Source organism: Agrococcus sp. SCSIO52902 (genome assembly GCF_022983135.1).
Lineage (GTDB): Bacteria > Actinomycetota > Actinomycetes > Actinomycetales > Microbacteriaceae > Agrococcus > Agrococcus sediminis.
The window spans coordinates 773,793-798,935 of the sequence record NZ_CP095269.1; the positions used below are offsets into that span (position 1 = coordinate 773,793).

Genomic DNA, 25,143 nt, shown 5'->3' on the forward strand with positions numbered 1-25,143 from the left:
GGGCGCTCAGCGCGACCAGGCGCCGCGGGCGAAGCAGTAGATGCCGTAGAGCATCAGGCCCACGGCGATGCCGACGAGCGCGACGACGCCGCCGGGCACCGTGGTGAGCGACTGCAGCGCCCCGTCGAGGCCGCCGGTCTCCTCGGGATCGTCCTGCAGCGCGGCGACGACGAACAGCGCGCCGACGACCATGACCGCGACGCCCTTCGCGACGTAGCCGGCCGTGCCGAGGCGCTCGACGAGGCGGCGCCAGCGGGCGGGCGGCGCGACGTCCTCGAGGAACTTCTTGCGCACGCCCTTGACGACGAAGTAGACGCCGACGCCGACGATCGCGAGCCCGATCGCTCCGACGAGCACGAGCCCGAAGGGGTTCGCCATGAGGTCGGCAGAGAGCGACTCGGTGCTCTCCTCGCCGTCGGAGGTGCCGCCCATCGCGTAGACGAGAGCGGTGGCGCCGATGACGGCGTACGCGACCGCGCGGCCAGCCGACTTCGCGGCGTCCTTCCAGTCGCGCCGCGACGCGGCGAGCGCGCTCACCGCGGAGTGCAGCGCGAGGCCCATCAGGGCGATGCCGACCGCCCAGAGCCCGACCGCGCCGAGCGGCGTCTGCTCGATCGCCCGCATCGCGCCGGACTGGTCGGCCGAGCCGGCGTCGCCGAACGCGACGCCCAGCGCGATCGCGCCGATGATGAAGTGCACGATGCCGTTGGCGACCTGCCCGGCGCCCTCGACCCATCCCGCCGCGCGGTGGTCCTCGGCCTTCGCCGCGACGCCCTGCGCCTTGCCGGCGGCGCGGGCAGCCGCATCCACCGCATCCGACGCGACCTCGCGCGCCCCTGCACCATCGACCATGGTGCAACGGTAGAGCACCGCAGCCCATGCTCAGCGCCCGAGCATGATTCGGCAACACTGTTGCCGTGCGGGACGCCGCGCGCGAGGATGTGGCCATGACCGGCCGCCCCCGGCCCGTGATCCGCACGCCCGATCAGCGGATCCGGGTGTTCGTCAGCTCGACCCTGCGCGAGCTCGCCGACGAGCGCCGTGCGGTGCGCGCCGCGATCGAGCGCATGCGCCTGGCCCCCGTCATGTTCGAGCTCGGCGCCCGCCCGCACCCGCCGCGCGCGCTCTACCGCTCCTACCTCGCGCAGAGCGACGTCTTCGTCGGCATCTACGGCGACAGCTACGGCTGGGTGGCGCCCGAGGAGTCGATCTCGGGGCTCGAGGACGAGTACCGGCTCGCGCCGCCCGAGATGCCGAAGCTCATCTACGTGCGCGCGGCCGGGCAGCGCGACCCGCGGCTCGCCGAGCTCATCGCGCGCATCCAGGCCGACGACACTGCCGCCTACCTGCCGTTCGAGACGGCCGAGCAGCTCGAGGAGCAGGTGTCGAGCGACCTCGCGACGCTGCTCGCCGAGCGCTTCGACGAGTCGCGGATCCCCGCCGACGACGGGGGGCCGGAGGAGATCCCGCCCACGCCGGCCACGCACATCCCCGTGCCCTACACGGTCACGATCGGGCGCGAGCGTGAGATGGCGGAGGTGCGGGCGCTGCTCGAGCGCCGCGGCGACCGGCTCATCAGCCTCGTCGGCCCGGGCGGGATCGGCAAGAGCAGGCTCGCGATCGAGATCGCCCACGCGAGCGCCGACCTCTTCCCCGACGGCCGCTACTTCCTGCCGCTCGAGGGCGTCTTCGAGCCCGGGCTGCTGCTGCCGACGATCGCGTACGTGCTCGGCATCCGCGACAACGGCGAGGCGGCGCTCGAGGAGCGCATCGCGCGCGCCCTCGCGGGCCGCCGCGTGCTGCTCGTGCTCGACAACTTCGAGCAGATCGTCGAGGCGGCACCGCTGCTCGTGCGCCTCTTCGACGTCGCGCCCGAGGCGACCTTCCTCGTCACGAGCCGCACGGTGCTGCGCATCCGCGGCGAGCGCGTCTACGAGGTGGATGCGCTGCCGGTGCCGGACGAGGGCGCACGGGCCGGGGAGCGGGCGATGCGCTCCGCCGCCGTCGCGCTCTTCGTCGACCGCGCGCAGGCGGTGAAGCCGGGCTTCGCCATCACGGACGAGAACGCCGCGGCCGTCGCCGACATCTGCCGCGCGCTCGACGGCATGCCGCTCGCGATCGAGCTCGAGCACGCGCATCTTGGCCGCTGACCGCGACGCCGCCGCGATGGCGACCGCCGCGCGCGCGACCGCGCGGCTGCAACTGCCGCTGCCCGATCTCGCGACCGCCGAGCGCGAGCTCGCCGAGGCGGTCGAGGAGCTGCACGAGCTGGGCAACGCGTGGGCCGAGGCGATCACCGAGGTCTCGCGCGGCAGGCTCGCGTGGCTGCGCGGCCGCACCGACGACGCCCAGGCGCGCTTCGACCGGGCCACCGAGGTCGCCGAGGCGAGCGGCGACCTCTTCACCCTCTCGGTCGCCGGCAACCACCAGGCACGGCTGCAGCTCGTGCGCGGCGAGGTCGACGCCGCCGAGGCCGGCTGCGTGCGCACGCTGCTCGTCTCCATCCGCCTGCACTTCGAGGAGGGCATCGCCTACGGGCTCGAGGGGCTCTGCGCCGTCGCGGCCGCGCGCGGCGACGGCGAGCGGGCGGGGATGCTCGCGGCGGCGGCCGATGCGATCCGGCAGCGCATCGGCGTGTTCGACGCGGAGGCGTTCACCGTGCACACGCCGCAGCTCGACGCCATGCGGGAGGCCGACCCGGCCGCGGTCGCGGCGGGCGAGCGGCGCGGCGCCGAGCTCACGGTGGCCGAGGCGATCGCGATCGCCCTGCCCGACGAGGAGCGCGACCGCATCGCGCCGGCCCTGGCGCAGTGGTGACCGGCGCGCCCGGCCGCGGCAGCGGCATCCGCACCCCCGACCAGCGGCTGCGCGTCTTCGTCTCGTCGACGCTGCGCGAGCTCGAGCCCGAGCGCCGCGCCGTCCGCGCCGCGATCGAGCGGCTGCAGCTCGCGCCGGTGATGTTCGAGCTCGGCGCCCGCCCCCACCCGCCGCGCGACCTCTACCGCGCGTACCTCGAGCAGAGCGACGTCTTCGTCGGCATCTACGGCGAGCGCTACGGCTGGGTCGCGCCCGGCGAGGAGGTCTCGGGCCTCGAGGACGAGTACCGCCTCGCGCCGCCGACGATGCCGCGGCTCATCTACCTGCGGGACGACCCCGATCGGGAGCCGCGGCTCGCCGAGCTCATCGCCCGCATCGAGCGCGACGACACCGCCTCCTACAAGACCTTCTCGACGCCCGACGACCTCGCGGCGCTCGTCGCCGCCGACCTCGCGACGCTCCTGGCGGAGCGGTTCGACGCGTCGCGCGCCGGCCCGTCGCCCGCGGCGACCCCCGTCGACCTGCTCGCCGCGCGCATCCCCTCCCCCTACACGCGGCTCATCGGCCGCGAGCGCGAGCTCGCCGACGTGCTCGCGCTGCTCGACGACCGCAGCAACCGGCTCGTGACGCTGCTCGGCCCCGGCGGCATCGGCAAGAGCCGGCTCGCGATCGCGGTCGCGCAGGCCGCCGGCGACCGCTTCCCCGACGGCACGGCGTTCGTGGCGCTCGAGAACGTGCTGGAGCCCGAGCTGCTGCTGCCGACGATCGGCGCCGCGATCGGCGTGCGCGACACCGGCGAGCAGCCGCTCGAGCAGCGCCTCGCGATCGCGCTCGAGGGCAGGCGGATGCTCATCGTGCTCGACAACTTCGAGCAGCTGCTCGCGGCCGCGCCGATCCTCGTGCGGCTCTTCACCGTCGCGCCCGACGCATCCTTCCTCGTCACGAGCCGCGCGCTGCTGCGGGTGCGCGGCGAGCGCGCGTTCGAGGTGCCGCCGCTCGCGACCCACGACCCGGCCTCGCCCGACTCGATCGTGCGCGCGAGCACGTCGCCCGCCGTCGAGCTGCTCATCGAGCGCGCCCACGCGGTCAAGCCCGACTTCGAGGCGACGCCCGCCACGATCGGGGCGATCGTCGGCATCTGCCGGGTGCTCGAGGGGCTGCCGCTCGCGATCGAGCTCGCGGCAGCGCGCATCCGCGTGCTCACGCCGGCGGCGATGCTGCAGCGGCTCGACCGGCAGCTGCCGCTGCTCGTCGACGCGTCGCGCGACCTGCCGCCGCGGCAGCGCACGCTGCGCTCGACGATCGAGTGGTCGACGGGGCTGCTCGCCGAGCCCGAGCGCCGCATGCTGCGCGACCTGTCGGTCTGCTCGCCGGGCTTCTCGCTCGAGTCGATCGAGGCGCTCGCCGAGGCGCGCGGCTGGGACGTCGACGTCTACGCCGCGCTCGAGACGCTCGTCGACAGCTCGCTGCTCGAGCAGGACGACGTCGACGGCCAGGCGGTCTTCTCGATGCTCGCGACGGTGCGCGAGCACGGCGTCGAGCAGCTGCAGGCGGCCGGCGAGGAGGACGCCGCGCGCGACGCGCACGCGGCCGTCTACGCGGCGCTCGCCCGGCGCGAGGGCCGCGGCCTGGGCTTCAGCGACCAGATGGATGCGGTGGGCAGGCTCAACCTGGAGCGCGGCAACCTGCGCACGGCCGTGCGCCACCTGACGCGGGCCGGCGACGCCGAGACGGCCGCCGACGTCGCGTGGAGGCTCTTCCTCTACTGGTGGATGGGCGCGCACCTGACCGAGGTGGCGCACTGGATGGAGGAGGCGGTGGCGGGCGCCGCCCGGCCGCTGCCGCCCCGCACCCGGGCGATCGCGGCCTTCTTCGTCGGCTGGCGCGACATGTGGGCGGCGCCCTCCCACGACATCCCGACCTCCTTGCTCGCCGCCGCCGACGCGTTCGAGGGCGAAGGGGATGCGCTGGGCGCCGCGATGTGCATCGCCACCGCCGGCTTCGCCGAGATCACCACCGCCGACCACGACCTGCCGCGCGCGAGCGTCTGGCTCGAGGAGGGCGCGCGGCGCTTCCGCGCCCTGGGCGCCGGCTGGGGCGAGAGCCTCGCGCTCGTCGCGCTCGCCCGCATCGACGCGCTCGCGGGCGACCTGGCGTCGGCCACCGAGCGCTCGAGCCGCGCCATCGCGGCGGCGGCCGGCAGCGGCGACCGGTTCGCGGCGACGGTGGCGATGCACCACCTCGCGCGCATGCACCTGTTCGGCGGCCGCATCGAGGAGGCCGAGCAGCTGCTGCTCACCGCCACCGCCGACTCGGTGGCGCTGCGCCACGAGGAGGGCATCGCGTACGGGCTCGAGGGGCTCGCCGCGATCGCGGCGCTCCGCGACGACGAGGAGCGCGCCGGGGTGCTCGCCGGGGCGGCGTCGGCGATCCGCCGGCGCACCGCCGTCTTCGACGCGCCCGAGTTCGTCTTCCACACCCGCTACCTCGACGAGCTCGCCGAGCGGGGCGACGCCGCGCGCCTGCGAGCAGCGGAGGAGCGCGGCCGCGACTACGGCGCGGTCGAGGCCGCCGAGTACGCGCTCACCGGGCGGCTGCGCCCGGCCGACGCGGCCTGAGGGGCGCGCGGCCGCGTCGGCTAGCGTGGCCCGCGAGCGAAGGAGCACCATGGCGATCGAGACGACCGACGACACCGCGACCCGCTGGCACGGCGCGGAGGGCGACCCTGTGGTCGCGCTCGCGCACGACTGGAACGGCCGCCTGCCGTGGATCGACGGCTTCGGCGCGCGGCTGGCCGACGAGGGCTTCCGCGTCGCGGTGCTCGACCTCTACGACGGCAGGTCGACCACCGACGACGACGAGGCCGACGCGCTGCTGCGCGAGCGGCGCGCCGACCTGCCCGGCGCCCTGCACATCGTCAGCGAGGCGATCGGCGAGGCGAGGGCGCTCGGCAGCGAGCGGGCCGCCGTGGTCGGCTTCTCGATGGGCGCGGGCATCGCGCTCATGTACGCCGCACAGGGGTCGATCGACGCGGTCGTCGCCTACTACGGCGCCGCACCGCACAGCACAGCGACGGGTCCCCGCGTCCCGGCGCTCTTCCAGCTCGCCGAGCACGACGACTGGAGCGGCCGCGAGGCACCTGACGCGTACCGCGCGCGGCTCGAGGCCGAGGGCTTCGACGACGTCGAGATCCGCCACCACCCCGGCGCGGTGCACGGGTTCCAGAACGCGCAGGTGCCGGAGCGCTACGACGCGGATGCGTCGGCCGCGGCCTGGGCGTCGACGGTCGCGTTCCTGCGCGAGCACCTGCGGCCCGCCGGCTGACGCGCGCCTACTCGACGACCGGGTCGGCGAAGCTCGCCCGCAGCAGCCGCTCGAGCGCCGGCAGCCCCTCCGCGAGCGCCGCGCGCTGCCGCGCGGCGCCGTTGCCGGCGGCTCGCGTGCGCTCGAGCAGCGACTCGACCCGGCCCCGGTCCCCCGCCGCGTCGAGCGCGGGCGAGGCCGCCTCGAGCATCCGCTCGATCACGTCCCAGGCGGGGGCGACGGATGCGGTGGTCGGGTCGACGAGGCCGGCGTCGAGGCCGTGCCGGGCCGCGTGCCACACCGCGGCGTCGAGGTGCTCGGCGTGGGCGGCGGCCGGGTCGTGCGGCAGCGCCCCGGCCGCAGCCGTCTCGACGAGCGCGCGCGTGAGCAGCGCCGCCTCGATCGTGTCGTCGGCGCTCAGCTGCGCGTCGAACACGCGCAGCTCGACCGTCGGGTAGCGCTCGGCGAGCCGCATCATCCAGGCGATCGCGCCGCTGTCGAGGGTCGTGCCGAGCCCTACGAGCGCCGCGACCCGGCGCTCGTAGTCGGCGGCGTCGGCGAAGTCGGGCGGCACCGACGCGGTCGTGAAGCGACGGCCGACGAGCGTGCGCCAGCTCGCGAAGCCGGTGTCGCGGCCGGCGAAGCACGGCGAGTTGGCGGTGAGGGCGATGAGCGGCGCGAGCCACGGCCGCAGCGCGCGCATGATGCGCACGCCCTCCTCGCGGGAGGCGATGCCCACGTGCACGTGCAGCCCCTGGATGCTGTGGTCGGGGCGCACGGCGCCGAGCTCCGCCACGAAGCGCTCGTACCGCTCCCCCTCGGCGACGCTCGAGACGCCCGGTCCGTGCGGGGTGCCGATGCTCGCGGCGATGAGGCCGCGGCGGCCGGCGGCCCCGGCGAGCACCCGCCGCCACTCGCGCACCACGCGGTCGGCCGCCGCGGCGTCGTCGAGCACCGGCGACGAGAACTCGAGCTGCGCGCGCAGGAACTCGTGCCCGACCCAGCCGAGCGACGCATCCAGATCGGCGATCTCCTCGATCACCGCATCGGCCACGTCGACGGGCGCGAGCGTGCCCGGCTCCAGCAGCACGACCTCCTCCTCGACGCCGAAGGTGCGGGGCGTGCGCCGGTTCGGCAGCAGGACCGTCATGTCCCGGATCATGCCGCACGCGCCTGCGCGCCGCCAGGACGACCGCCGCCCGTGCCGCGAACCTGGGAAACGGGCCCCTGGCGCCTCCCAGCCCCGTGGGCGACAGTGTCTGCATGCGCGCGATCTGGAAGGGCTCCATCACCTTCGGCCTGGTGAACGTGCCCGTGAAGCTCTACTCGGCGACCGAGGAGCACGACCTGCAGCTCCATCAGGTGCACGACGCCGACGGCGGCCGCATCCGGTACGAGCGCAAGTGCGAGGTGTGCGGCAAGAAGGTCGCCTACGAGCACATCGACAAGGCCTACGACGACGGCGAGCAGACCGTCGTGCTCACCGACGACGACTTCGCCGCGCTGCCCGCGGAGCGCAGCCGCGAGATCGAGGTGCTCGAGTTCGTGCCCAACGAGCAGATCGACCCGATCCTGCTCGACCGCAGCTACTACCTCGAGCCCGACTCGAAGAGCCCGAAGGCCTACGTGCTGCTGCGACAGGTGCTCGAGGACACCGAGCGCACCGCGATCGTGCGCATGGCGCTGCGGCAGCGCACGCGCCTCGCCACGATGCGGGTGCGCGACGACGTGCTGCTCGTGCAGACGATGCGCTGGGCCGACGAGGTGCGGGCGGCCGAGTTCGCGAGCCTCGACGCCGACGTCACCGTCGGCAAGCGCGAGCTCGACCTCGCGAAGTCGATCGTGCGCGAGCTCGAGGCCGACTTCGACCTCGACAGCCACGTCGACGAGTACCAGGAGCAGCTGCGCACGCTCGTCGAGGCCAAGCTCGAGCAGGGCGAGGCGCTCGACACGGCCGCGACCTTCGGCGAGACCGAGGACGAGGAGGGCGGCGAGGTCATCGACCTGCTCGAGGCGCTGCAGCGTTCGGTCGAGAAGAAGAAGGCGGGCTCGGATGCCTCGGGCGGCGCCGCGTCGTCATCGAAGGCGGAACCCGCCAAGGCGCCGGCGAAGCGCGCCGCGGCGAAGTCGGGCACGGCGAAGTCGGCGAAGCAGCCCGCGGCGAAGGCGCCGGCCGCCAAGAAGCCCGCCGCGAAGGCGGGCACGGCGAAGGCGGCGGCGAAGAAGCCGGCGGCGAGCAAGCGGAAGTCCGCCTGACGTGGCGGCGGCCGACCGGATCGTCGTCGGCGGCCGGAGCCTGCGCTTCTCGAGCCCCGACAAGGTGATGTACCCGGCCACGGGGACGACCAAGCGCGACGTGCTCGAGTACGTGCTGCGCGCATCCGACGTGCTCATCGCGCACGCGGGCGGCCGGCCCGTCACGCGCAAGCGCTGGACGGAGGGCGTCGGCACCGAGCGCAAGCCCGGGCAGGTCTTCTTCCAGAAGACGCTCGAGCGGGGCGCGCCCGACTGGGTGCAGACCGTCGAGCTGCAGCACTCGACCGGCCCGAAGCAGTACCCGGTGCTGTCGGAGCCGGCCGTGCTCGCGTGGATGGCGCAGATGGGCGCGCTCGAGCTGCACGTGCCGCAGTGGCGCATGCTCGACGGCGAGCGGCAGAACCCCGATCGGCTCGTGCTCGACCTCGACCCGGGGCCGGGCGCCGACCTCGACGACTGCGCGCAGGTGGCGCTGTGGGTGCGCGAGCTGCTCGAGGACGTCGGCCTCCACCCGATGCCCCTCACGAGCGGCTCGAAGGGCATCCACCTCTACGCCCGGCTCGACGGCACCGTGACGAGCGAGCAGGCGAGCGAGGTGGCGCACACGCTCGCGCGCTCGCTCGAGGCGATGCACCCCGAGGTCATCGTGAGCGACATGAAGAAGTCGCTGCGCGAGGGCAAGGTGCTGCTCGACTGGAGCCAGAACTCCGGCTCGAAGACGACCGTTGCGCCCTACTCGCTGCGCGGCCGGCTGCGGCCCACCGTCGCCGCGCCCCGCACGTGGGCCGAGGTCGAGGCGGGCGGGCTCGAGCAGCTGGAGTACGACGAGGTGCTCGCCCGGCTCGAGCGGGACGGCGACCTCATCGCCGCCCTCGACCCGCCGCCCGACCGGCTCGCGAAGTACCGCGGCATGCGCTCCGCGCACCGCACGCCGGAGCCCGTGCCGGCCGAGCCGCCGGCGCCGACCGACGGGCGCTCGTTCGTCATCCAGAAGCACCGGGCGAGCCGGCTCCACTACGACTTCCGGCTCGAGCAGGACGGCGTGCTCGTGTCGTGGGCGGTGCCGAAGGGGCTGCCGTCGACGCCGAAGCAGAACCGCCTCGGCGTGCAGACCGAGGACCACCCGCTCGAGTACGGCTCGTTCGAGGGCACGATCCCGAAGGGCGAGTACGGCGCCGGCGTCGTCGAGATCTGGGACGCGGGCACGTACGAGCTCGAGAAGTGGCGCGACGACGAGGTCATCGCCACCCTGCACGGGCGGCCCGACGGCGGCCTCGGCGGCGACCCGTACCGGTTCGCGCTCATCCGCACCGACGCCGACAAGCGGCAGTGGCTCGTGCACCGCATGAAGGAGCAGGACGCCGAGCGCGACGCACGGCTCAAGGGCTACGCGCCGTCGAAGGCGTCGGCGGCGCGGGCGGCGCGGGGCGGCGAGGACGACGAGTCGCCGGCGGCCCCCGCGGCCGCGCCGAAGCGGCGGCTCGGCGCGAGGGCCGACCGCTCGCGAGGCAGGGCCGACCGGCCGACCGACCTGCGGCCGATGCTCGCGACGCAGTCGGAGCCATCCGCCATCGACGACGAGCGCGAGTGGTCGTTCGAGGTGAAGTGGGACGGCTGGCGGGTGCTCGTCGACCGGCGGGGCTCCGCGGTGCGGCTGCTGAGCCGCACCGGGCGCGACCTGTCGGGCGCGTTCCCCGAGCTCGTCGAGGCGGTGCCGGCGTCGATCGAGGCGGATGCGGTGCTCGACGGCGAGGTCGTGATGCTCAAGCGCGGCGCGGCCGACTTCGCGGCGCTGCAGGAGCGCGGCGGGCTCTCAGGGCGGCAGGCCGCGCGCGCCGCGAAGGCCACGCCGGCCACGCTCATCCTGTTCGACCTGCTCGAGGTCGACGGCGAGCGGCTCGTCGACGAGCGCCTCGACGAGCGGCAGTCGCGGCTCGACGAGCTCGTGCACGAGAGCCGCCGCGTCAAGATCTCGAAGCCGCTGCGCGGCCGCCTCGAGCGCATCCTCGAGGCGACCGCCGAGCGCGGGCTCGAGGGCATCATGGCCAAGCGCCACGACAGCCGCTACAAGCCGGGGCGCCGCAGCGACGACTGGCGCAAGCTCAAGCACCAGCAGTCGCAGGAGGTCGTCGTCGTCGGCTGGCTCGAGGGCAACGGCTCGCTCGCCGGGACGGTCGGCTCGCTCGTGCTCGCGCTGCCCGGCGAGGGCGGGCGGATGCGCTACGCCGGCCGGGTGGGCACGGGCTTCTCGGGCAAGGATCGCGACCGGCTGCGCGACGAGCTGCGGCCGCGACGCACCGTCCCCGCGATTGACGGGGTGCCGAGCGACGTCGCGCGCAAGGCCAACTGGGTGCGCGCGGCCGTCGGCGAGGTCGAGCACACCGAGCAGACGGCGTCCGGCGCGCTCCGCCACCCCGTCTGGCGCGGCCTCCGCCCCGACAAGGCCCTCGCCGACCTGAACCCGTAGCCGGCCCGCCGGTCGAGCCGACGGCCCTCCGGGCCGTCGAGTCGAGACCACCCGCGCCCCCGCGCCCCTCCGCCCTCTCCGCCGGTCGAGCCGACGGCCCTGCGGGCCGTCGAGTCGAGACCACCCGCACCCCCGCACCCTCCGCCGGTCGAGCCGACGGCCCTCCGGGCCGTCGAGTCGAGACCACCCGCGCCCCCGCGCACTCCGCCCCTCCGCTGGTCGAGCCGACGGCCCTCCGGGCCGTCGAGTCGAGACCACCCGCGCCCCGGCGCACAACGCAAGCCCGCCCGCCCGATCTCCCCGCGCATCCGCCGCCGCCCCCGCACGCGCCGCGGAAGCCGACTCCCGGGCTTGCGTTGTGCGCGCACGTCCGCGGCGCGGCAGACTGCCGCCATGACGACCGACCTGCTCGACCTCGAGTCGCTGCTCACCGACGAGGAGCGCGCCGTGCGCGCCCGGGTGCGCGCGCTCGTCGACCGCGAGATCCGCCCGCACATCGCCGACTGGTTCGAGCGCGCCGTGTTCCCGCGCGAGCTCGTGCCGGCGCTCGCCGCCGAGGGGCTGCTCGGCATGCACCTGACCGGCTACGGCTGTGCGGGCCGCAGTGCCGTCGAGTACGGCATCGCGATGCAGGAGCTCGAGGCCGGGGACAGCGGCATCCGCACGTTCGTCTCGGTGCAGGGCTCGCTCGCCATGACCGCGATCGCGAAGCACGGCTCCGAGGAGCAGCGCCAGGAGTGGCTCCCTCGCATGGCCGCGGGCGAGGCGATCGGCTGCTTCGCGCTCACCGAGCCGGATGCCGGCAGCGACCCCGCCGCGATGCGCACCGTCGCGCGGCGCGACGGCCACGACTGGGTGCTCGACGGCGCCAAGCGGTGGATCGGGCTCGCCTCCATCGCCGACCTCGCCGTCGTGTGGGCGCAGACCGACGAGGGGGTGCGCGGGTTCCTCGTCGAGACGTCGTCGCCAGGCTTCACCGCGATGCCGATCGAGCCGAAGCTCTCGATGCGCGCCTCGATCCAGTGCGACATCGCCCTCGACGGGGTGCGGGTGCCCGAGTCGATGCGGCTTCCGGATGCGCGCGGGCTGCGGGCGCCGTTCGAGTGCCTGGGCGAGGCGCGGTTCGGGATCGCCTGGGGAGCGCTCGGCGCGGGGCGGGACGCGCTCGAGGGGGCGCTCTCCTACGCCGGCGCGCGCGAGGTCTTCGGGCGCCCGCTCGCCGGCATGCAGCTGACGCAGGCGCGGCTGGCCGAGATGGCGCTCGCGCTGCAGCAGGCGCAGCTGCTCGCGCTGCACCTCGGGCGGCGGAAGGACGCGGGCCTGCTGCGCCCGCACGAGATCTCGATGGGGAAGCTCGCCTCGGTGCGGGCCGCGATCGACGTGTGCCGCGAGGCGCGGGCGCTGCTCGGCGGCAACGGCGTGACGCTCGAGCACTCCGCGATGCGGCATGCGGCCAACCTCGAGAGCGTGCGCACGTACGAGGGCACCGACGAGGTGCACACGCTCGTCATCGGGCAGGCGCTGACGGGGCTGAGCGCGTTCCGGGGCTGAGGCGCCGTGCGCTGGTCGAGCCGGCCTGCGCCCGTCCCTCCGCTGGTCGAGCCGCCCCGCGCCCGCCCCTCCGCCGGTCGAGCCGACGCACGCCCGCCCCTCCGCTGGTCGAGCCGGCGCACGCCCGCCCCTCCGCTGGTCGAGCCGGCGCACGCCCGCCCCTCCGCCGGTCGAGCCGGTCCGCGCCCGCAGGGCGCGGGCCGAGTCGAGACCACTCGACGAGCCCGGCTCGACCAGTGGTCTCGACTCGCGCAGCCGCCTCAGGCGGCCGCGCGGCTCGACCGGCGGAAGCTCAGGGCCGCGCGGCTCGACCGGCGGGTGCTCAGGCCCGCACGTCCCAGATGTGGTGCTCGAGGTCGTGGAGCGCGTAGACGAGCAGCGTCTCGACGGTGAAGACCGAGCCGTTGGAGCGCCTCCCGGGCCGCTCCCACGCATCCGCCGGCACCGCATCCGCCGCGTTCGCGAGCTCCGCCGCCGCGAGGTCGAGCTCGACGGCGACGTGCTCGGGCGCCTGCCCGGCGTAGTCGCCGTCGATCGCCGCCCGATCCTGATCCCAGTTCGCGAACTCGGGGTCGTCCTCGGTGAGCAGCTGGTCGAGCCGGGCGCGCATGACGGTGCAGACGTCGCGCACGTGCGCCGCGTACTCGAGCGGCGACCAGGTGTCGTCGTCGGGCCGCTCGACCACGCGCTCGCCGTGCAGGCGTGCGTGCATCGCGGCGCCGGCCGCGCGGATGCGCGCGCCGAGGTCGCCGCGGTCGACGCCCGCGGGGTCGAACCCGCACTCGGGGCACCGCTCGCGCAGCACCCAGGTCCAGTCCTTCGTGTCCGGCTCGATCGGCATGGCGCAAGCCTGGCACGGCGGGCCGGATCATCCCAGCGGATGATCCGGCAGCGCCCGCCGGAGGACGCGGCGGCCGGGCCCCGATTCCTAGCGTCGGAGCATGGCACTCACCACCCTCGCGTCCGTCGCCCTCTCCGTCCTGGCGCTCGCCGCCGTCACCGTCGTCGTGGTCGGCGCGGTCGTCATCGGCATCGCGCAGCTCGGGCGCGTGCGGGCGGGCCGCGCCGGGCAGCGCTGACCAGCGGGCCTCGGGCCAGCCGCTGCCCACCGTTCGTCAACCGGCTCCGCGTCGCGCCGGCCGGATAGTCCGGTCGGCGTCGCACCTGGCCGGTCGACGAACGACGTGCCGCGGAGCAGGGCCAGCCGCAGGGCGCGCGGCGCCGGACGGCGTCTCCATGTTGCGGGCGGCATCGTCGGCGGCCTACTGTATTCCTGAACGATCGGTCACTAATTCGCGACCGGTCGCATCACCTGCAGTGACGACGGAGTCAGGAGTCCCATGCCCGAGGCCTTCCTCGTCGGCGGCGCGCGCACCCCGGTCGGCCGCTACGGCGGCGCCCTCGCCGGCGTCCGCCCCGACGACCTCGCAGCCCTGGTCGTCGGCGAGGCCGTCGCCCGCGCCGGCATCGATCCCGCGCTCATCGACGAGGTGATCCTCGGCGGCGCGAACCAGGCCGGCGAGGACAACCGCAACGTCGCGCGCATGGCCGTCCTGCTCGCGGGCCTGCCCGATGCGGTGCCGGGCATCACCGTCAACCGCCTGTGCGCATCCGGCATGTCGGCGATCATCATGGCGTCGCAGATGATCCGCGCCGGCGACGCCGACGTGGTCGTCGCGGGCGGCGTCGAGTCGATGACGCGCGCGCCCTGGGTGCAGGCCAAGCCCGAGAAGGCGTGGGCGAAGCCGGGCGAGGCCTTCGACACGTCGATCGGGTGGCGCTTCGCCAACCCGCGGCTGCTCGCCCGCGACAAGGCGACCTTCTCGATGCCCGAGACCGCCGAGGAGGTCGCGCGCGTCGACGGCATCACCCGCGACGACGCCGACGCCTTCGCGCTGCGCTCGCACGAGCGCGCGATCGCCGCGATCGACGCCGGCCGCTTCGCCGACGAGATCGTCGCCGTGCCGACGCGGGCCGGCGACGTCACGGTCGACGAAGGCCCGCGCCGCGAGACGACGATGGATGCGCTGGCGCGCCTGAGGCCCGTCGTGGCCGGCGGATCGGTGGTCACCGCGGGCAACGCGTCGAGCCTCAACGACGGCGCCTCGGCGATCGTGGTCGCGAGCGAGGCGGCCGTCGCCCGGCTCGGCCTCGCGCCGCGCGCCCGCATCGTCGGCGGCGCGAGCGCCGGCATCGCGCCGGAGATCATGGGGCTCGGCCCGGTGCCGGCGACCGAGAAGCTGCTCGCCCGCACGGGCGTCGCGATCGACGAGATCGGCGCGGTCGAGCTCAACGAGGCATTCGCGACGCAGTCGCTCGCGAGCATGCGCCGGCTCGGCCTCGACGACGCGATCGTGAACGCCGACGGCGGGGCGATCGCGCTCGGCCACCCGCTCGGCTCCTCCGGCTCGCGGCTCGTCGTCACGCTCCTCGGCCGCATGGAGCGCGAGGGCGCCGACCGCGGCCTCGCGACGATGTGCGTCGGCGTCGGCCAGGGCACCGCGATCCTGCTGGAGCGGGTGTGAGCGAGACGCTGCGCATCGAGGAGCGCGACAGCCACGTGCTGGCCGTGCTCGACCGGCCCGAGAAGCGCAACGCGATCGACCAGGAGCTCGTCGACGCGCTGCACCGGCTCTGCGCGCGGCTCGAGGTCGAGCGCCGCACCCTCGTGCTCGCCGGGTCCGGCGGCACCTTCGCGGCCGGCGCCGACATCGCGCAGCTGCGCGAGCGGCGCGCGACCGACGCCCTGGCCGGCATCAACACCCGCTGCTTCCAGCGCATCCGCGCCCTGCCGATGCCCGTGATCGCGGTGCTCGACGGCTACGCGCTCGGCGGCGGCGCCGAGCTCGCCTACGCCGCCGACATCCGCATCGGCACGCCGACGCTCACGATCGGCAACCCCGAGACGGGCCTCGGCATCATCGCCGCGGCCGGCGCCACCTGGCGCCTCAAGGAGATCGTCGGCGACGCCCTCGCGAGCGAGATGCTGCTCACCGGGCGCCTGCTGGGCGCCGACGAGGCGCTCGCCGCGGGGCTCGTCAGCGCGGTGCTCGAGCCCGAGGCCGCGCTCGCCCGCGCGGTCGAGCTCGCCGACCGCATCGCCGCGCTCGACCCGGCCGCGACGCAGGCGACGAAGCGCTCGCTGCTCGCACCCGCGAGCGCCCACCCCGAGATCGACCTCGCCGAGCAGGCCGTGCTCTTCGAGAGCCCCGAGAAGCACCGGCGCATGACGGCGTTCCTCGAGCGCCGGTCGGCCAAGCGCACCCAGGAGACCCGATGACCGATGTGACGGATGCGGCGGCCCCCGACCGCGGGCACGGCACGGCCCGCACGAGCGCGGCCGCCGACGACACCGACGCGCAGGTCGGCGCCGGCGCCCCCGAGCGCGTCGGCGTGCTCGGCGGCGGCCGCATGGGCGCCGGCATCGCGCACGCGTTCGTGCTCGCCGGCAGCCAGGTGGTCGTCGTCGAGCGCGACGAGGCGGCGGCCGACGCCGCCCGCGAGCGCGTCGCCGCGAGCCTCGCGACGAGCGTCGAGCGCGGCTGGGCCGAGCCGCTCGACGAGCTCGAGGGGCGACTGAGCGTCGCCGTCGACGTCGCCGCGTTCGGCGGCTGCGGCCTCGTCGTGGAGGCGGTGCCCGAGGACGAGGGGCTGAAGGCGGATGCGCTGGCCCGCGTCGAGGCGGTGCTCGACGACCGCGCTGCGCTCGCGAGCAACACGTCGTCGATCTCGATCGACCGGCTCGCGCACGGCCTCGCCCGCCCCGAGCGCTTCCTGGGGCTCCACTTCTTCAACCCGGTGCCCGCATCCGCGCTCGTCGAGATCGTGCTCGGCGACGCCACCGAGCCGCGGCTCGCGAACGACGCGCGCGCGTGGGTGGAGGCGATCGGCAAGGCGCCGGTGACGGTGCACGACGCGCCCGGCTTCGCCAGCAGCCGCCTCGGCGTCGCGCTGGGGCTCGAGGCGATCCGCATGGTCGAGGAGGGTGTCGCGAGCCCCGGCGACATCGACACCGCGATGAAGCTCGGCTACAAGCACCCGGTCGGGCCCCTGCGCACGACCGACATCGTCGGGCTCGACGTGCGGCTCGGCATCGCCGAGCAGCTGCACCGCGAGCTCGGGCCGCGCTTCGAGCCGCCGGCGCTGCTGCGCCAGATGGTGGCCGAGGGCCGCCTCGGCAAGAAGAGCGGGCGCGGCTTCTACGACTGGACCGCCGAGTGACCGGCCCTGCTCCGCACAACGCAAGCCCGAGCGCGCCGATCCGCGGCCGATCGGGCCGACCCCTCGCATCCGCCGCGCGACGCGGCCCACGGGCTTGCGTTGTGCGCGGGCACTGACCGAACGATGGAGACGACGATGACCCGACTGCTGCCCAGCTACATCCAGGACGCCTGGTGGGAGCCGACCGAGGCCGCGGCCGACGCGACCGTCGTGCGCGACGCCTCCACCGGCGAGGAGGTCGTGCGCGTGTCGACGACCGGCCTCGACCTCGCGACCGCGCTCGAGCACGCCCGCACCGTCGGCCAGCACAGCCTCGCGCCCCTCACGTTCCACCAGCGCGCGATCCTGCTGAAGCAGATGGCGCTCGCGCTCACCGAGCGCAAGAGCGAGCTGTACGAGCTCTCGAGCCGCACCGGCGCGACGAAGAGCGACTCGTGGGTCGACATCGACGGCGGCATCGGCGTGCTCTTCACCTACTCGTCGAAGGGGCGGCGCGAGATGCCGCAGTCGACGATCTACCTCGACGGCCCCGTCGAGCCGCTGTCGAAGGACGGCTCGTTCCTCGCCCGCCACATCTGCACGACGCTGCCGGGCGTCGCGGTGCAGATCAACGCCTTCAACTTCCCCGTCTGGGGCTCGCTCGAGAAGCTCGCGCCCGCGTTCCTCGCCGGCATGCCCACGCTCATCAAGCCCGCCACGCCCACCGGCTACGTCGCCGAGCACATGGTGCGCATCCTCGCCGAGTCGGGCCTGCTGCCCGCGGGCGCGATCCAGCTCGTCTCCGGCTCCGCGCGCGACCTCATGGACCACCTGCGGCTCGGCGACACCGTCGGCTTCACCGGCTCCGCATCCACCGCCGACTCGCTGCGCCGGCACGAGGCCGTGCAGGCGCGCGGCGTGCGCTTCACGGCCGAGACCGACTCGATCAACGCCTCGGTGCTCGGCCCCGACGCGGTGCCCGGCACGCCCGAGTTCGACGCCTACGTGCGCGGCCTCGTCGCCGAGATGACGGCGAAGGCGGGCCAGAAGTGCACGGCCATCCGCCGCGCGATCGTGCCGACGGGCATGACGGATGCGGTGGCCGACGCAGTGCGCGAGCGCATCGCCGCGAAGGTGGTCGTCGGCGACCCGCGCGCCGAGGGCGTCACCATGGGGCCGCTCGCCTCCACCGAGCAGCGCGACGAGGTGCTGCGGCAGGTGATGAAGCTGCGCGAGGGCGGCGGGCAGATCGTGGTCGGCGGCGACGCCGGGCACGTCACGCTCGCCGACGGCTCGCTCGGCGAGGCGGCGGGCGGCGCGTTCGTCGCGCCGACGCTGCTCGCCTTCGACGACCCGGGCGCGGATGCGCTGCACGAGATCGAGGCGTTCGGCCCGGTCTCGTCGCTCGTCGAGTACGGCTCGCCCGAGCAGGCCGCCGAGATCGTCGCCCGCGGCGGCGGCTCGCTCGTGACCTCGGTCGCCTCGCACGACCCCGCGTTCGTCAGCGAACTCACGCGCCGCATCGCGCCGCACAACGGCCGCATCCTGCTGCTCGACCGCGACGACGCGCGCGCCTCGACCGGGCACGGCTCGCCGCTGCCGATGCTCGTGCACGGCGGTCCGGGCCGCGCCGGCGGCGGCGAGGAGCTCGGCGGCATCCGCTCGGTGCTCCACCACATGCAGCGCACCGCCATCCAGGGCTCGCCGACCATGCTGACGGCCCTCACGGGCGTCTGGCACCCGGGGGCGACGGCGTCGACCGAGGCACCGCATCCGTTCCGCAAGTCGCTCGCCGAGCTGCGCATCGGCGACCAGGTCGTCTCGGAGCGGCGCGAGATCACGCTCGACGACATCGAGCACTTCGCCGACTTCACGGGCGACCGGTTCTACGCGCACATGGATCAGGAGGCCGCCGAGGCCAACCCGTTCTTCCCGGGACGGGTGGCGCACGGCTACCTGCTGCTGTCGTTCGCGGCGGGCCTCTTCGTCGAGCCGGCGCCGGGCCCCGTGCTCGCGAACACGGGCCTCGACAACCTGCGCTTCATGACGCCGGTCTCCCCCGGCGACACGTTGCGCGTGACGCTCACGGCGAAGCAGATCACGCCGCGCGAGACCGACCCCTACGGCGAGGTGCGGTGGGATGCGGTGCTCACGAACCAGGACGACGAGACCGTCGCGCAGTACGACCTGCTGACCTACGTCGCGAAGGAGCAGCCCGCGGCCTGAGCGGCCGCGCGCACCGGCCGCCGGTACCGATTTGCGGATGCGAGCCCGCACGACCCGCGAGTCGGTACCGGAGCACATCCGGCCCCCAAGTCGCCCCTGGCGCCCGCCCGACCGCGGGTCGACAATGCGGCTACAGCGTGACGAGGGGGTGCACCGTGGACGGTGCCGACAGGAACGCGCAGCACGAGGCCGTCGTCGAGCGGCTCATCGCCTGCATCAACGAGGGCCGCATCGAGGTGATGGACGAGCTCTTCCACGAGGATGCGGTGATGGACTGGCCGCAGTCGGGCGAGCGGGTGGTCGGCGGCGAGAACGGCCGCGGCATCTACCGCGCGTTCCCGCAGCTGCCGACCATCACGCCGCGCCGGATCGTGAGCGCCGGCGACCTCGTCGTGGCCGAGGCGACGCTCGACTACGGCGGCCCCGTCTACAAGACGGTCTTCGTCTTCGAGTTCCGGGGCGACCGCATCGCCCGCGAGACGGCCTACTGGAGCGAGCCGTTCGACCCGCCCGACTGGCGCTCGCGCTGGGTCGAGGTGGCCTGACGGGTCGAGGTGGCCACAGCACGAAGGGCGGAGACCCGACCGGATCTCCGCCCCCGTGCGACCGATCACTCGGCGGGCAGCACGAGCTCCTGGCCGACCTCGATGTGGTCGGGGTCCTCGACGATGTCCTGGTTCACGGCGAAGAGGCCGAGCCAGCCGGTCTCGACGTCGTTCGACTTGGCGATCGCGAACAGCGAGTCGCCGGCCTCGACCGTGACGCGCTCATCCGACGGCTCGACGTCCGGCAGGTCGTAGCTGGCGGGCGCGGCCGGTGCGGCCTGCGCAGCCGGAGCAGCCTCGGCGGCCGCCGGCGCCTCGGCGGGCGCGGCCTGCTGCGTGGCGGTGTCGACGGGCGTCGAGTTCGGCTCGGCAGCGCCCGAGGCGCCGATCTGCGCCGAGCAGGAGGGCCATGCGCCCCAGCCCTGGCCGGCGAGCGTGTTCTCGGCCACGCGGATCTGCTCCTCGCGCGACGCGTCGGCCGGGTTGCCCGAGCCGCCGTAGGCCTGCCACGTCGACAGCGAGAACTGCAGGCCGCCGTAGTAGCCGTTGCCGGTGTCGATCGACCAGTTGCCGCCCGACTCGCACTCGGCGAGCGCGTCCCAGGTGGCGTCGCTCGCGGCGTTCGCCGCGGTCGGCACGAGCATCGCGCCCGCGAAGACGGCCACGCCGGCGGCCGTCACGGCGCCGCCGCGCAGGAATCGCTTCGATCGGCGGGCGTCGTCGGTGGTGTGCTTCTGCATGAGCTGAACTCCACGGCCCCGTCTCGGCGCGCGATCCCGCGCATCCGACCGCCCGACCGGAATGACTCGATTCGATGGCGCGGAGGACTCCAGGGGCGGATGCGACGGCCGTCCTTCGCGGTTCAAGCCGGCTACGCTACCAAAGATCACGATTCGATAACAATCGACCGCGATTACCAGGACTGTCGGGCGCCACGCACCGCGACGCCTGAGGCTCAGTCCGCGACGCGGGGCCGAAGCGGCGGGATCGCGGCGAGGAGCTGCTGCGTGTAGGGGTGCTGTGGCTCCTCGAAAAGATCCGCTGCCGGCCGGTGCTCGACTGCCGCTCCGTCGCGCAGCACGAGCACGTCATGGCTCATCTCCTGCACGATCGCGAGATCGTGCGCGATGAAGAGGTAGCTGAGACCCAAGTCTCGCTGCAGCGACGTGAGCAGGTCGAGCACACGAGCCTGGATCGACACGTCGAGCGATGCGGTGGACTCGTCGAGGACGATCAGCTGGGGCTCGAGCGCGAGCGCCCGGGCGATGCTCACCCGCTGCCGCTGCCCGCCCGAGAGCTCGTGCGGGTAGCGCCCGGCGAACGCCTCCGGCAATCCCACCATGTCGAGCAGCTGGACGATGCGGCGGCGCTCCTCCGCCCGTCCGCGCACGAGCCTGTGCACCCGCAACGGCTCTTGCAGGGAGACCTCGACGGGATTGCGGCCGTTGAGCGAGGAGAACGGATCCTGGAAGACCATGCTGATGCTGCGGCGCACCTGCTTGCGCTCGCCGCGGCGAGCGCCCAGGAGGTCGATGCCCCGCAGCTCGGCGGTGCCGCCGTGCGGCGTGATGAGACCGGTGAGCGCGTTCGCGATGGTCGACTTGCCCGAGCCCGACTCGCCGACGATGCCGAGGGTGCGCCCGGCACGCACGTCGAAGGAGACGCCGCGCACCGCGTGGACGACCGAGCGGCCGGCCGGCGCGTGCACGCTGAAGCGCACATCGAGGTCGCGCACCTGCAGCAGCGGCTCGTCAGCCACCGGCGGAGCGGGCGGTGCCGACTTGCCGAGCACGGGCCGCGCGAGCAGCAGCTCCCGCGTGTAGGCATGCTGCGGCGCCTCGAAGATCGCCTGCGTGCCGGCATGCTCGACGGCCTCGCCCGCGCGCAGCACCACGACGTCGTCCGCGACCTGACCGATGACGCCCAGGTCGTGACTGATCCAGACGACGGCCGTGCCGCGGTCGCGCTGCAGGGCGCGCACCAGCTCGACGATCTGGGCCTGCGTCGTGACGTCGAGCGCGGTCGTCGGCTCATCCGCGACGAGGAGCGCCGGGTCGCACGCGAGCGCGATCGCGATCATGACGCGCTGGCGCTGGCCTCCGCTGAGCTGATGCGGGTAGCTGCCGAGCCGGTCCTCGGCCCCCGGGATGCCGACGGCCTCGAGCAGCTCGAGCGCCCGAGCGCGCGCCTGCCGACGCGTCATCCCGCGATGCACCTCGAGCGCCTCGGTGATCTGGCGCTCGAGCGTGAGCAGCGGATTCAGCGACGTGCTCGGATCCTGGAAGACGAATCCCACTCGATCGCCGTGCACCGATCGCAGCGTGCGTGCGCTCGCCCCGACGAGCTGCGTGTCCTCGAGCACGCTGGATCCGCGGATCTCGGCGCCGGGCGCGTCGAGGAGCCCGGTCGCCGCGAGGACGGTCATGGACTTGCCCGACCCGGACTCCCCGACGATGCCGAGCGTCTGCTCGGGCTCGAGGGCGAAGGAGATGCCCTCGACGATCTGCCGGCTGCCGATCCGGACGCCGAGGTCCTGCACCGAGAAGATGGGGGCGCTCATCGGCGTCGCCTCGCTTCCAGCATCGTGCGCTGCTTCGGATCCAGCACGTCGCGGAGCCCGTCGCCGACCAGGTTGAACGCCAGCACGGTGACGAAGATCGCAGCCCCCGGGAACACGCTCAGCCACCACGCCATGTCGAGGAACCCCTGCGCGTCGAACAGCATCCGCCCCCAGGAGGGCTCGGGCGGCTGGATGCCGAGGCCGAGGAACGACAGGGCCGCCTCGGAGAGGATCGCGAAGGCGAGCGAGAGGGACGTCTGCACGATGATCGGGCCGGCGATGTTCGGCAGGATGTGGCGCGCCATGATGTAGCCGTGTCCGGTGCCCATCGTGCGGGAGGCCTGCACGAACGGCTCCACCCTCACGCCGAGCGTGCTGCCGCGGGCGACGCGCGCGAAGATCGGCGTGTAGACGACGCCGATCGCCAGCATCGTCGTAGGCACGCCGGGGCCGAGGATCGCGACGATGGCCAGCGCCAGGAGCAGCACCGGGAACGCGAACAGGACGTCGTTGGCCCGCATGAGCACCGTGTCGACCCATCCTCCGGCGTAGCCGGCGACGACCCCCACGAGCACGCCCACCAGGAGGGCGAAGGCGACGCTCGCCACGGCGACGAGCAGCGACGCTCTCGTCGCGATCAGCACCCGCGACAGCACATCGCGCCCGAGATCATCGGTCCCGAACCAGTGCTGAGCGCTCGGCGGCTGCAGCGCGTCGGGCACGTCGATCGTGTTCACCCCGTAGGGCGCCAGGAGCGGCCCGAGCAGCGCCACGACGACGGTCAGGGCGAGCACGACGGCGCTCGCGAGGGTGACGGGGTTGCCCGCGAGCAGCCGCCATGCGGCGATGCGGCGCTCGTCGGGCGCGACGGCCGGCGCCACCGGTGAAGCATTCGTCATGAGAGGCGGATCCTCGGGTCGACGACGGCGTACAGGACGTCGACGAGCAGGTTGATGGCGAGGAACAGCACGGCCATGAGCAGCACGGCTCCCTGCACGAGCGGGTAGTCGCGGGCGGCGACCGCGTCATAGACCAGCCGGCCGAGCCCCGGCCACGCGAAGACCACCTCGACGACGATGACGCCGCCGAGGATGGTCGCGAGCTGGATGCCCGCCACGGTGATGATCGGGATGAGCGCGTTCCGCAGCACGTGGCGCACGGTCACGATGCGCGGCGGGAGGCCCTTCGCCTTGGCTGTGCGGACGTAGGTCGCCGAGAGCACGTCGAGCACCGCCGCGCGCACGTAGCGAGTGAGGATCGCCCCTGCCACGAGGCCGACGGTGGCGCCGGGGAGCACGACTCGGCGCAGCCACTGCACCGGATCGTCGGTGATCGCTGCATACCCCGACGAGGGCAGCCAGCCGAGCACGGAGGCGAACAGCGTGATCAGCAGCAGGCCCATCCAGAAGTCGGGCACCGAGACGCCGAACTGGCTCGTCACGCGGATGATGCCGTCGCTGATGCGGCCCTCGCGCATCGCGGCCCACGTGCCGGCCGGGATCGAGATGATGAGGGCGAGCACGATGCCGAAGAGCGCGAGCGATGCGGTGGCGGGCAGCCGCTCCAGCAGGCTGAGCGAGACCGGCTGGCCGCTGCGGAAGCTCACGCCGAGGTCGCCGCGCACGACGTCGACGAGGTAGGTGACGAACTGCTCGAGCAGCGGGCGGTCGAGGCCGCTCGCCGCCCGCAGCGCGTCGTAGGCCTCCTGGGTGTACCGGGTGCCCAGCGCGATGCGCACCGGGTCACCCGGCACCAGGTGGATGAGGAGGAACACCACGACGACGACGCCGAGCAGGACGAGCAGCGAATGCAGCAGCCGCCCTGCCAGGAAGCGTGCCGTGGAGCTCCGGATCATCAGCCCGCGAGGCTCACGTCTCGGAACCGGATGGCGCGGTCGCCGCGGGCCTCGTAGCCCTCGAGGTCGGCGCTCCAGACCTGGAGCACAGCAGGGTTGTACAGGTAGATGTAGCTCGCCTCGTCGGCGATGATGGTCGCCGCCTGTGCGTAGAGCTCCTTGCGCGCCTCCGGGTCGGTCTCGACACGGGCGTCGTCCAGCAGCTGGTCGACCTCCGGGTTCGAGTAGCCCTGGGCGTTCGAGCCGCCCTCGGAGTGGTGCTGCGAGTAGTAGAAGTCGTCCGGGTCGATGTTGCCGAGCCAGCCCATCATCAGCATGTCGAAGTTGCCGGAGCTCTGCTCGTCGAGCCAGGTGCCGAAGTCCGGCTGGCGGATGTTCACCGTGATCCCGAGCGGCGCGAGGTTGTCGGCGATGATCTGCGCCGCGGTGACGGTCTCCGGGTAGTCGGACGTCGCGAGCATGTCGAGCTCCAGCCCGCTCACGCCCGCCTCCTCGAGCAGCTGTGCCGCCCGGTCGGAATCGGTCCCGTAGCCGTCGTAGGAGGTGTGCCAGAAGCTCGCCTCCGGGATGGCCAGCTGGTTGGCCTGGGCGGTGCCGTAGCTCACGGCCTGGATGATCGACTCGCGGTCGATGGCGTAGGCGATCGCCTGCCGCACCCGCACATCGTTCCACGGCTCGCGGTTCTGGTTGAGCGCGAGGTACCAGTAGTCGCTGCTGGGCGTCTGCCCGACCACGAGCGCGTCGTCGCCCTCGAGGCTGCCGAGCTGCTGCGGGTCGATCACGTCGGTCCAGTGGATGTCGCCGCCGCGGAGCGCGGAGATCGCGGTCGACGACTCGGAGATGAAGCGGAACTCGACACCTGCGACCTCGGGTGCACCGTCCCAGTAGTCCTCGTTCGCAGTCAGGGAGATGGAGTCGCCGCTCGCGTAGTCCTCGAAGGCGAACGGTCCCGTGCCGACCGGGTGGGTGCTGATCTCGCCGCTCTCGACGTTCTCCTGCTCGACGATCGCCATGCCCTTGAAGCCGCCGAGGCTGGACAGCAGGTTGGGGCTCGGCTGGGTCACCCGGATCTCGACCGTGGCGTCGTCCACCGCGGTCACCGACTCGACGGTGCCGAACTTCCAGGCGTTCGCGAGCTCCTCGTCGATGATCCGGTTGAAGGAGTAGACGACGTCGTCGGCGGTGAACTCGGAGCCGTCGTGGAAGGTCACGCCATCGCGGAGCGCGAACGTCCAGGTCAGCTGGTCGTCGCTCAGCTCCCACGACTCGGCGAGCGCGGGCTGCATCTCGAGGTTCTCGTCCGGCTCGACGAGCGTGTCGAAGACGTTCTCGAGCACCTGGAAGGAGAAGTAGGAGGAGGTCT

At 74.0% G+C, this 25,143-nt stretch carries 21 protein-coding genes; 13 read left to right on the top strand and 8 right to left on the bottom strand.

Annotation, left to right across the window (positions count from 1 at the left end; translation table 11 throughout):
* Positions 1-6: 6 nt before the first annotated feature.
* Positions 7-852 (bottom strand): DUF1206 domain-containing protein, encoded by an 846-nt coding sequence (locus MU522_RS03860; protein ID WP_246992619.1) that lies wholly within the window; start codon positions 850-852, stop codon positions 7-9.
* Between the two features lie 95 nt (positions 853-947).
* On the opposite strand from MU522_RS03860, the gene MU522_RS03865 reads away from it, so the two are divergent.
* From MU522_RS03865 to MU522_RS03880, 4 genes are read left to right on the top strand one after another with little or no spacing between them, the layout of a single operon-like run.
* Positions 948-2,150, top strand: a complete 1,203-nt coding sequence (locus MU522_RS03865; RefSeq protein WP_246992621.1) for a DUF4062 domain-containing protein — start codon at positions 948-950, stop codon at positions 2,148-2,150.
* The gene (locus tag MU522_RS03870) at positions 2,140-2,817 is read left to right on the top strand and encodes a hypothetical protein (protein ID WP_246992622.1); all 678 of its coding nucleotides are present in this window, start codon (positions 2,140-2,142) and stop codon (positions 2,815-2,817) included. The genes MU522_RS03865 and MU522_RS03870 overlap by 11 nt, the downstream gene beginning before the upstream one ends.
* Positions 2,814-5,435, top strand: coding sequence for a DUF4062 domain-containing protein (locus tag MU522_RS03875; protein ID WP_246992623.1), 2,622 nt, complete (start codon positions 2,814-2,816; stop codon positions 5,433-5,435). The genes MU522_RS03870 and MU522_RS03875 overlap by 4 nt, the downstream gene beginning before the upstream one ends.
* A gap of 49 nt (positions 5,436-5,484) precedes the next feature.
* Positions 5,485-6,141 carry an alpha/beta fold hydrolase gene (locus tag MU522_RS03880; RefSeq protein ID WP_246992624.1) on the top strand — a complete coding sequence of 219 codons (657 nt, stop codon included), beginning with the start codon at positions 5,485-5,487 and terminating at the stop codon, positions 6,139-6,141.
* Positions 6,142-6,148: 7 nt separating this feature from the next.
* Here the strand turns inward: MU522_RS03880 and MU522_RS03885 are convergent, their stop codons facing one another.
* Positions 6,149-7,270 carry a YbdK family carboxylate-amine ligase gene (locus tag MU522_RS03885; protein WP_246992625.1) on the bottom strand — a complete coding sequence of 374 codons (1,122 nt, stop codon included), beginning with the start codon at positions 7,268-7,270 and terminating at the stop codon, positions 6,149-6,151.
* A 113-nt stretch (positions 7,271-7,383) separates the two neighbouring features.
* Between MU522_RS03885 and MU522_RS03890 the strand changes: the two genes are divergently transcribed.
* The 3 genes from MU522_RS03890 to MU522_RS03900 all read left to right on the top strand — a co-directional run bounded on the left by MU522_RS03890 (position 7,384) and on the right by MU522_RS03900 (position 12,394).
* Positions 7,384-8,376 carry a Ku protein gene (locus tag MU522_RS03890; RefSeq protein ID WP_246992626.1) on the top strand — a complete coding sequence of 331 codons (993 nt, stop codon included), beginning with the start codon at positions 7,384-7,386 and terminating at the stop codon, positions 8,374-8,376.
* Position 8,377: 1 nt separating this feature from the next.
* Positions 8,378-10,843, top strand: coding sequence for an ATP-dependent DNA ligase (locus tag MU522_RS03895; RefSeq protein ID WP_281440019.1), 2,466 nt, complete (start codon positions 8,378-8,380; stop codon positions 10,841-10,843).
* Between the two features lie 393 nt (positions 10,844-11,236).
* Positions 11,237-12,394, top strand: coding sequence for an acyl-CoA dehydrogenase family protein (locus MU522_RS03900; protein ID WP_246992627.1), 1,158 nt, complete (start codon positions 11,237-11,239; stop codon positions 12,392-12,394).
* Positions 12,395-12,716: 322 nt separating this feature from the next.
* Here MU522_RS03900 and MU522_RS03905 read toward each other — a convergent pair whose 3' ends face one another.
* Positions 12,717-13,235, bottom strand: coding sequence for a DinB family protein (locus MU522_RS03905; RefSeq protein WP_246992629.1), 519 nt, complete (start codon positions 13,233-13,235; stop codon positions 12,717-12,719).
* A gap of 100 nt (positions 13,236-13,335) precedes the next feature.
* On the opposite strand from MU522_RS03905, the gene MU522_RS03910 reads away from it, so the two are divergent.
* The 6 genes from MU522_RS03910 to MU522_RS03935 all read left to right on the top strand — a co-directional run bounded on the left by MU522_RS03910 (position 13,336) and on the right by MU522_RS03935 (position 19,365).
* A complete protein-coding gene (locus tag MU522_RS03910; RefSeq protein WP_164877066.1) occupies positions 13,336-13,473 on the top strand; it encodes a hypothetical protein in 138 nt (45 codons plus the stop codon).
* Between the two features lie 261 nt (positions 13,474-13,734).
* Positions 13,735-14,919, top strand: coding sequence for an acetyl-CoA C-acyltransferase (locus tag MU522_RS03915; protein ID WP_246992631.1), 1,185 nt, complete (start codon positions 13,735-13,737; stop codon positions 14,917-14,919).
* Positions 14,916-15,674, top strand: a complete 759-nt coding sequence (locus MU522_RS03920) for an enoyl-CoA hydratase/isomerase family protein (protein ID WP_146354798.1) — start codon at positions 14,916-14,918, stop codon at positions 15,672-15,674. Before MU522_RS03915 ends, MU522_RS03920 begins: the two co-directional genes overlap by 4 nt.
* Complete coding sequence (locus MU522_RS03925; protein ID WP_281440020.1) at positions 15,671-16,615, top strand: 3-hydroxyacyl-CoA dehydrogenase family protein; 945 nt, start codon at positions 15,671-15,673, stop codon at positions 16,613-16,615. Before MU522_RS03920 ends, MU522_RS03925 begins: the two co-directional genes overlap by 4 nt.
* Positions 16,616-16,750: 135 nt before the next feature.
* Complete coding sequence (paaZ, locus tag MU522_RS03930; protein ID WP_246992633.1) at positions 16,751-18,820, top strand: phenylacetic acid degradation bifunctional protein PaaZ; 2,070 nt, start codon at positions 16,751-16,753, stop codon at positions 18,818-18,820.
* A gap of 155 nt (positions 18,821-18,975) precedes the next feature.
* A complete protein-coding gene (locus MU522_RS03935) occupies positions 18,976-19,365 on the top strand; it encodes a nuclear transport factor 2 family protein (RefSeq protein WP_246992635.1) in 390 nt (129 codons plus the stop codon).
* 65 nt (positions 19,366-19,430) lie between these two features.
* On the opposite strand, the gene MU522_RS13265 is transcribed toward MU522_RS03935, so the two are convergent.
* The 5 genes from MU522_RS13265 to MU522_RS03965 form a co-directional block, all read right to left on the bottom strand.
* Positions 19,431-20,105, bottom strand: a complete 675-nt coding sequence (locus MU522_RS13265) for a transglycosylase family protein (RefSeq protein ID WP_281440021.1) — start codon at positions 20,103-20,105, stop codon at positions 19,431-19,433.
* Positions 20,106-20,320: 215 nt separating this feature from the next.
* Complete coding sequence (locus MU522_RS03950) at positions 20,321-21,925, bottom strand: ABC transporter ATP-binding protein (protein ID WP_246992637.1); 1,605 nt, start codon at positions 21,923-21,925, stop codon at positions 20,321-20,323.
* Positions 21,922-22,824, bottom strand: coding sequence for an ABC transporter permease (locus MU522_RS03955; RefSeq protein ID WP_246992639.1), 903 nt, complete (start codon positions 22,822-22,824; stop codon positions 21,922-21,924). The genes MU522_RS03950 and MU522_RS03955 overlap by 4 nt, the downstream gene beginning before the upstream one ends.
* Positions 22,821-23,780 (bottom strand): ABC transporter permease, encoded by a 960-nt coding sequence (locus MU522_RS03960; protein ID WP_246992641.1) that lies wholly within the window; start codon positions 23,778-23,780, stop codon positions 22,821-22,823. The genes MU522_RS03955 and MU522_RS03960 overlap by 4 nt, the downstream gene beginning before the upstream one ends.
* Positions 23,780-25,117 (bottom strand): ABC transporter substrate-binding protein, encoded by a 1,338-nt coding sequence (locus MU522_RS03965; RefSeq protein WP_246992643.1) that lies wholly within the window; start codon positions 25,115-25,117, stop codon positions 23,780-23,782. The genes MU522_RS03960 and MU522_RS03965 overlap by 1 nt, the downstream gene beginning before the upstream one ends.
* Positions 25,118-25,143 lie beyond the last annotated feature (26 nt).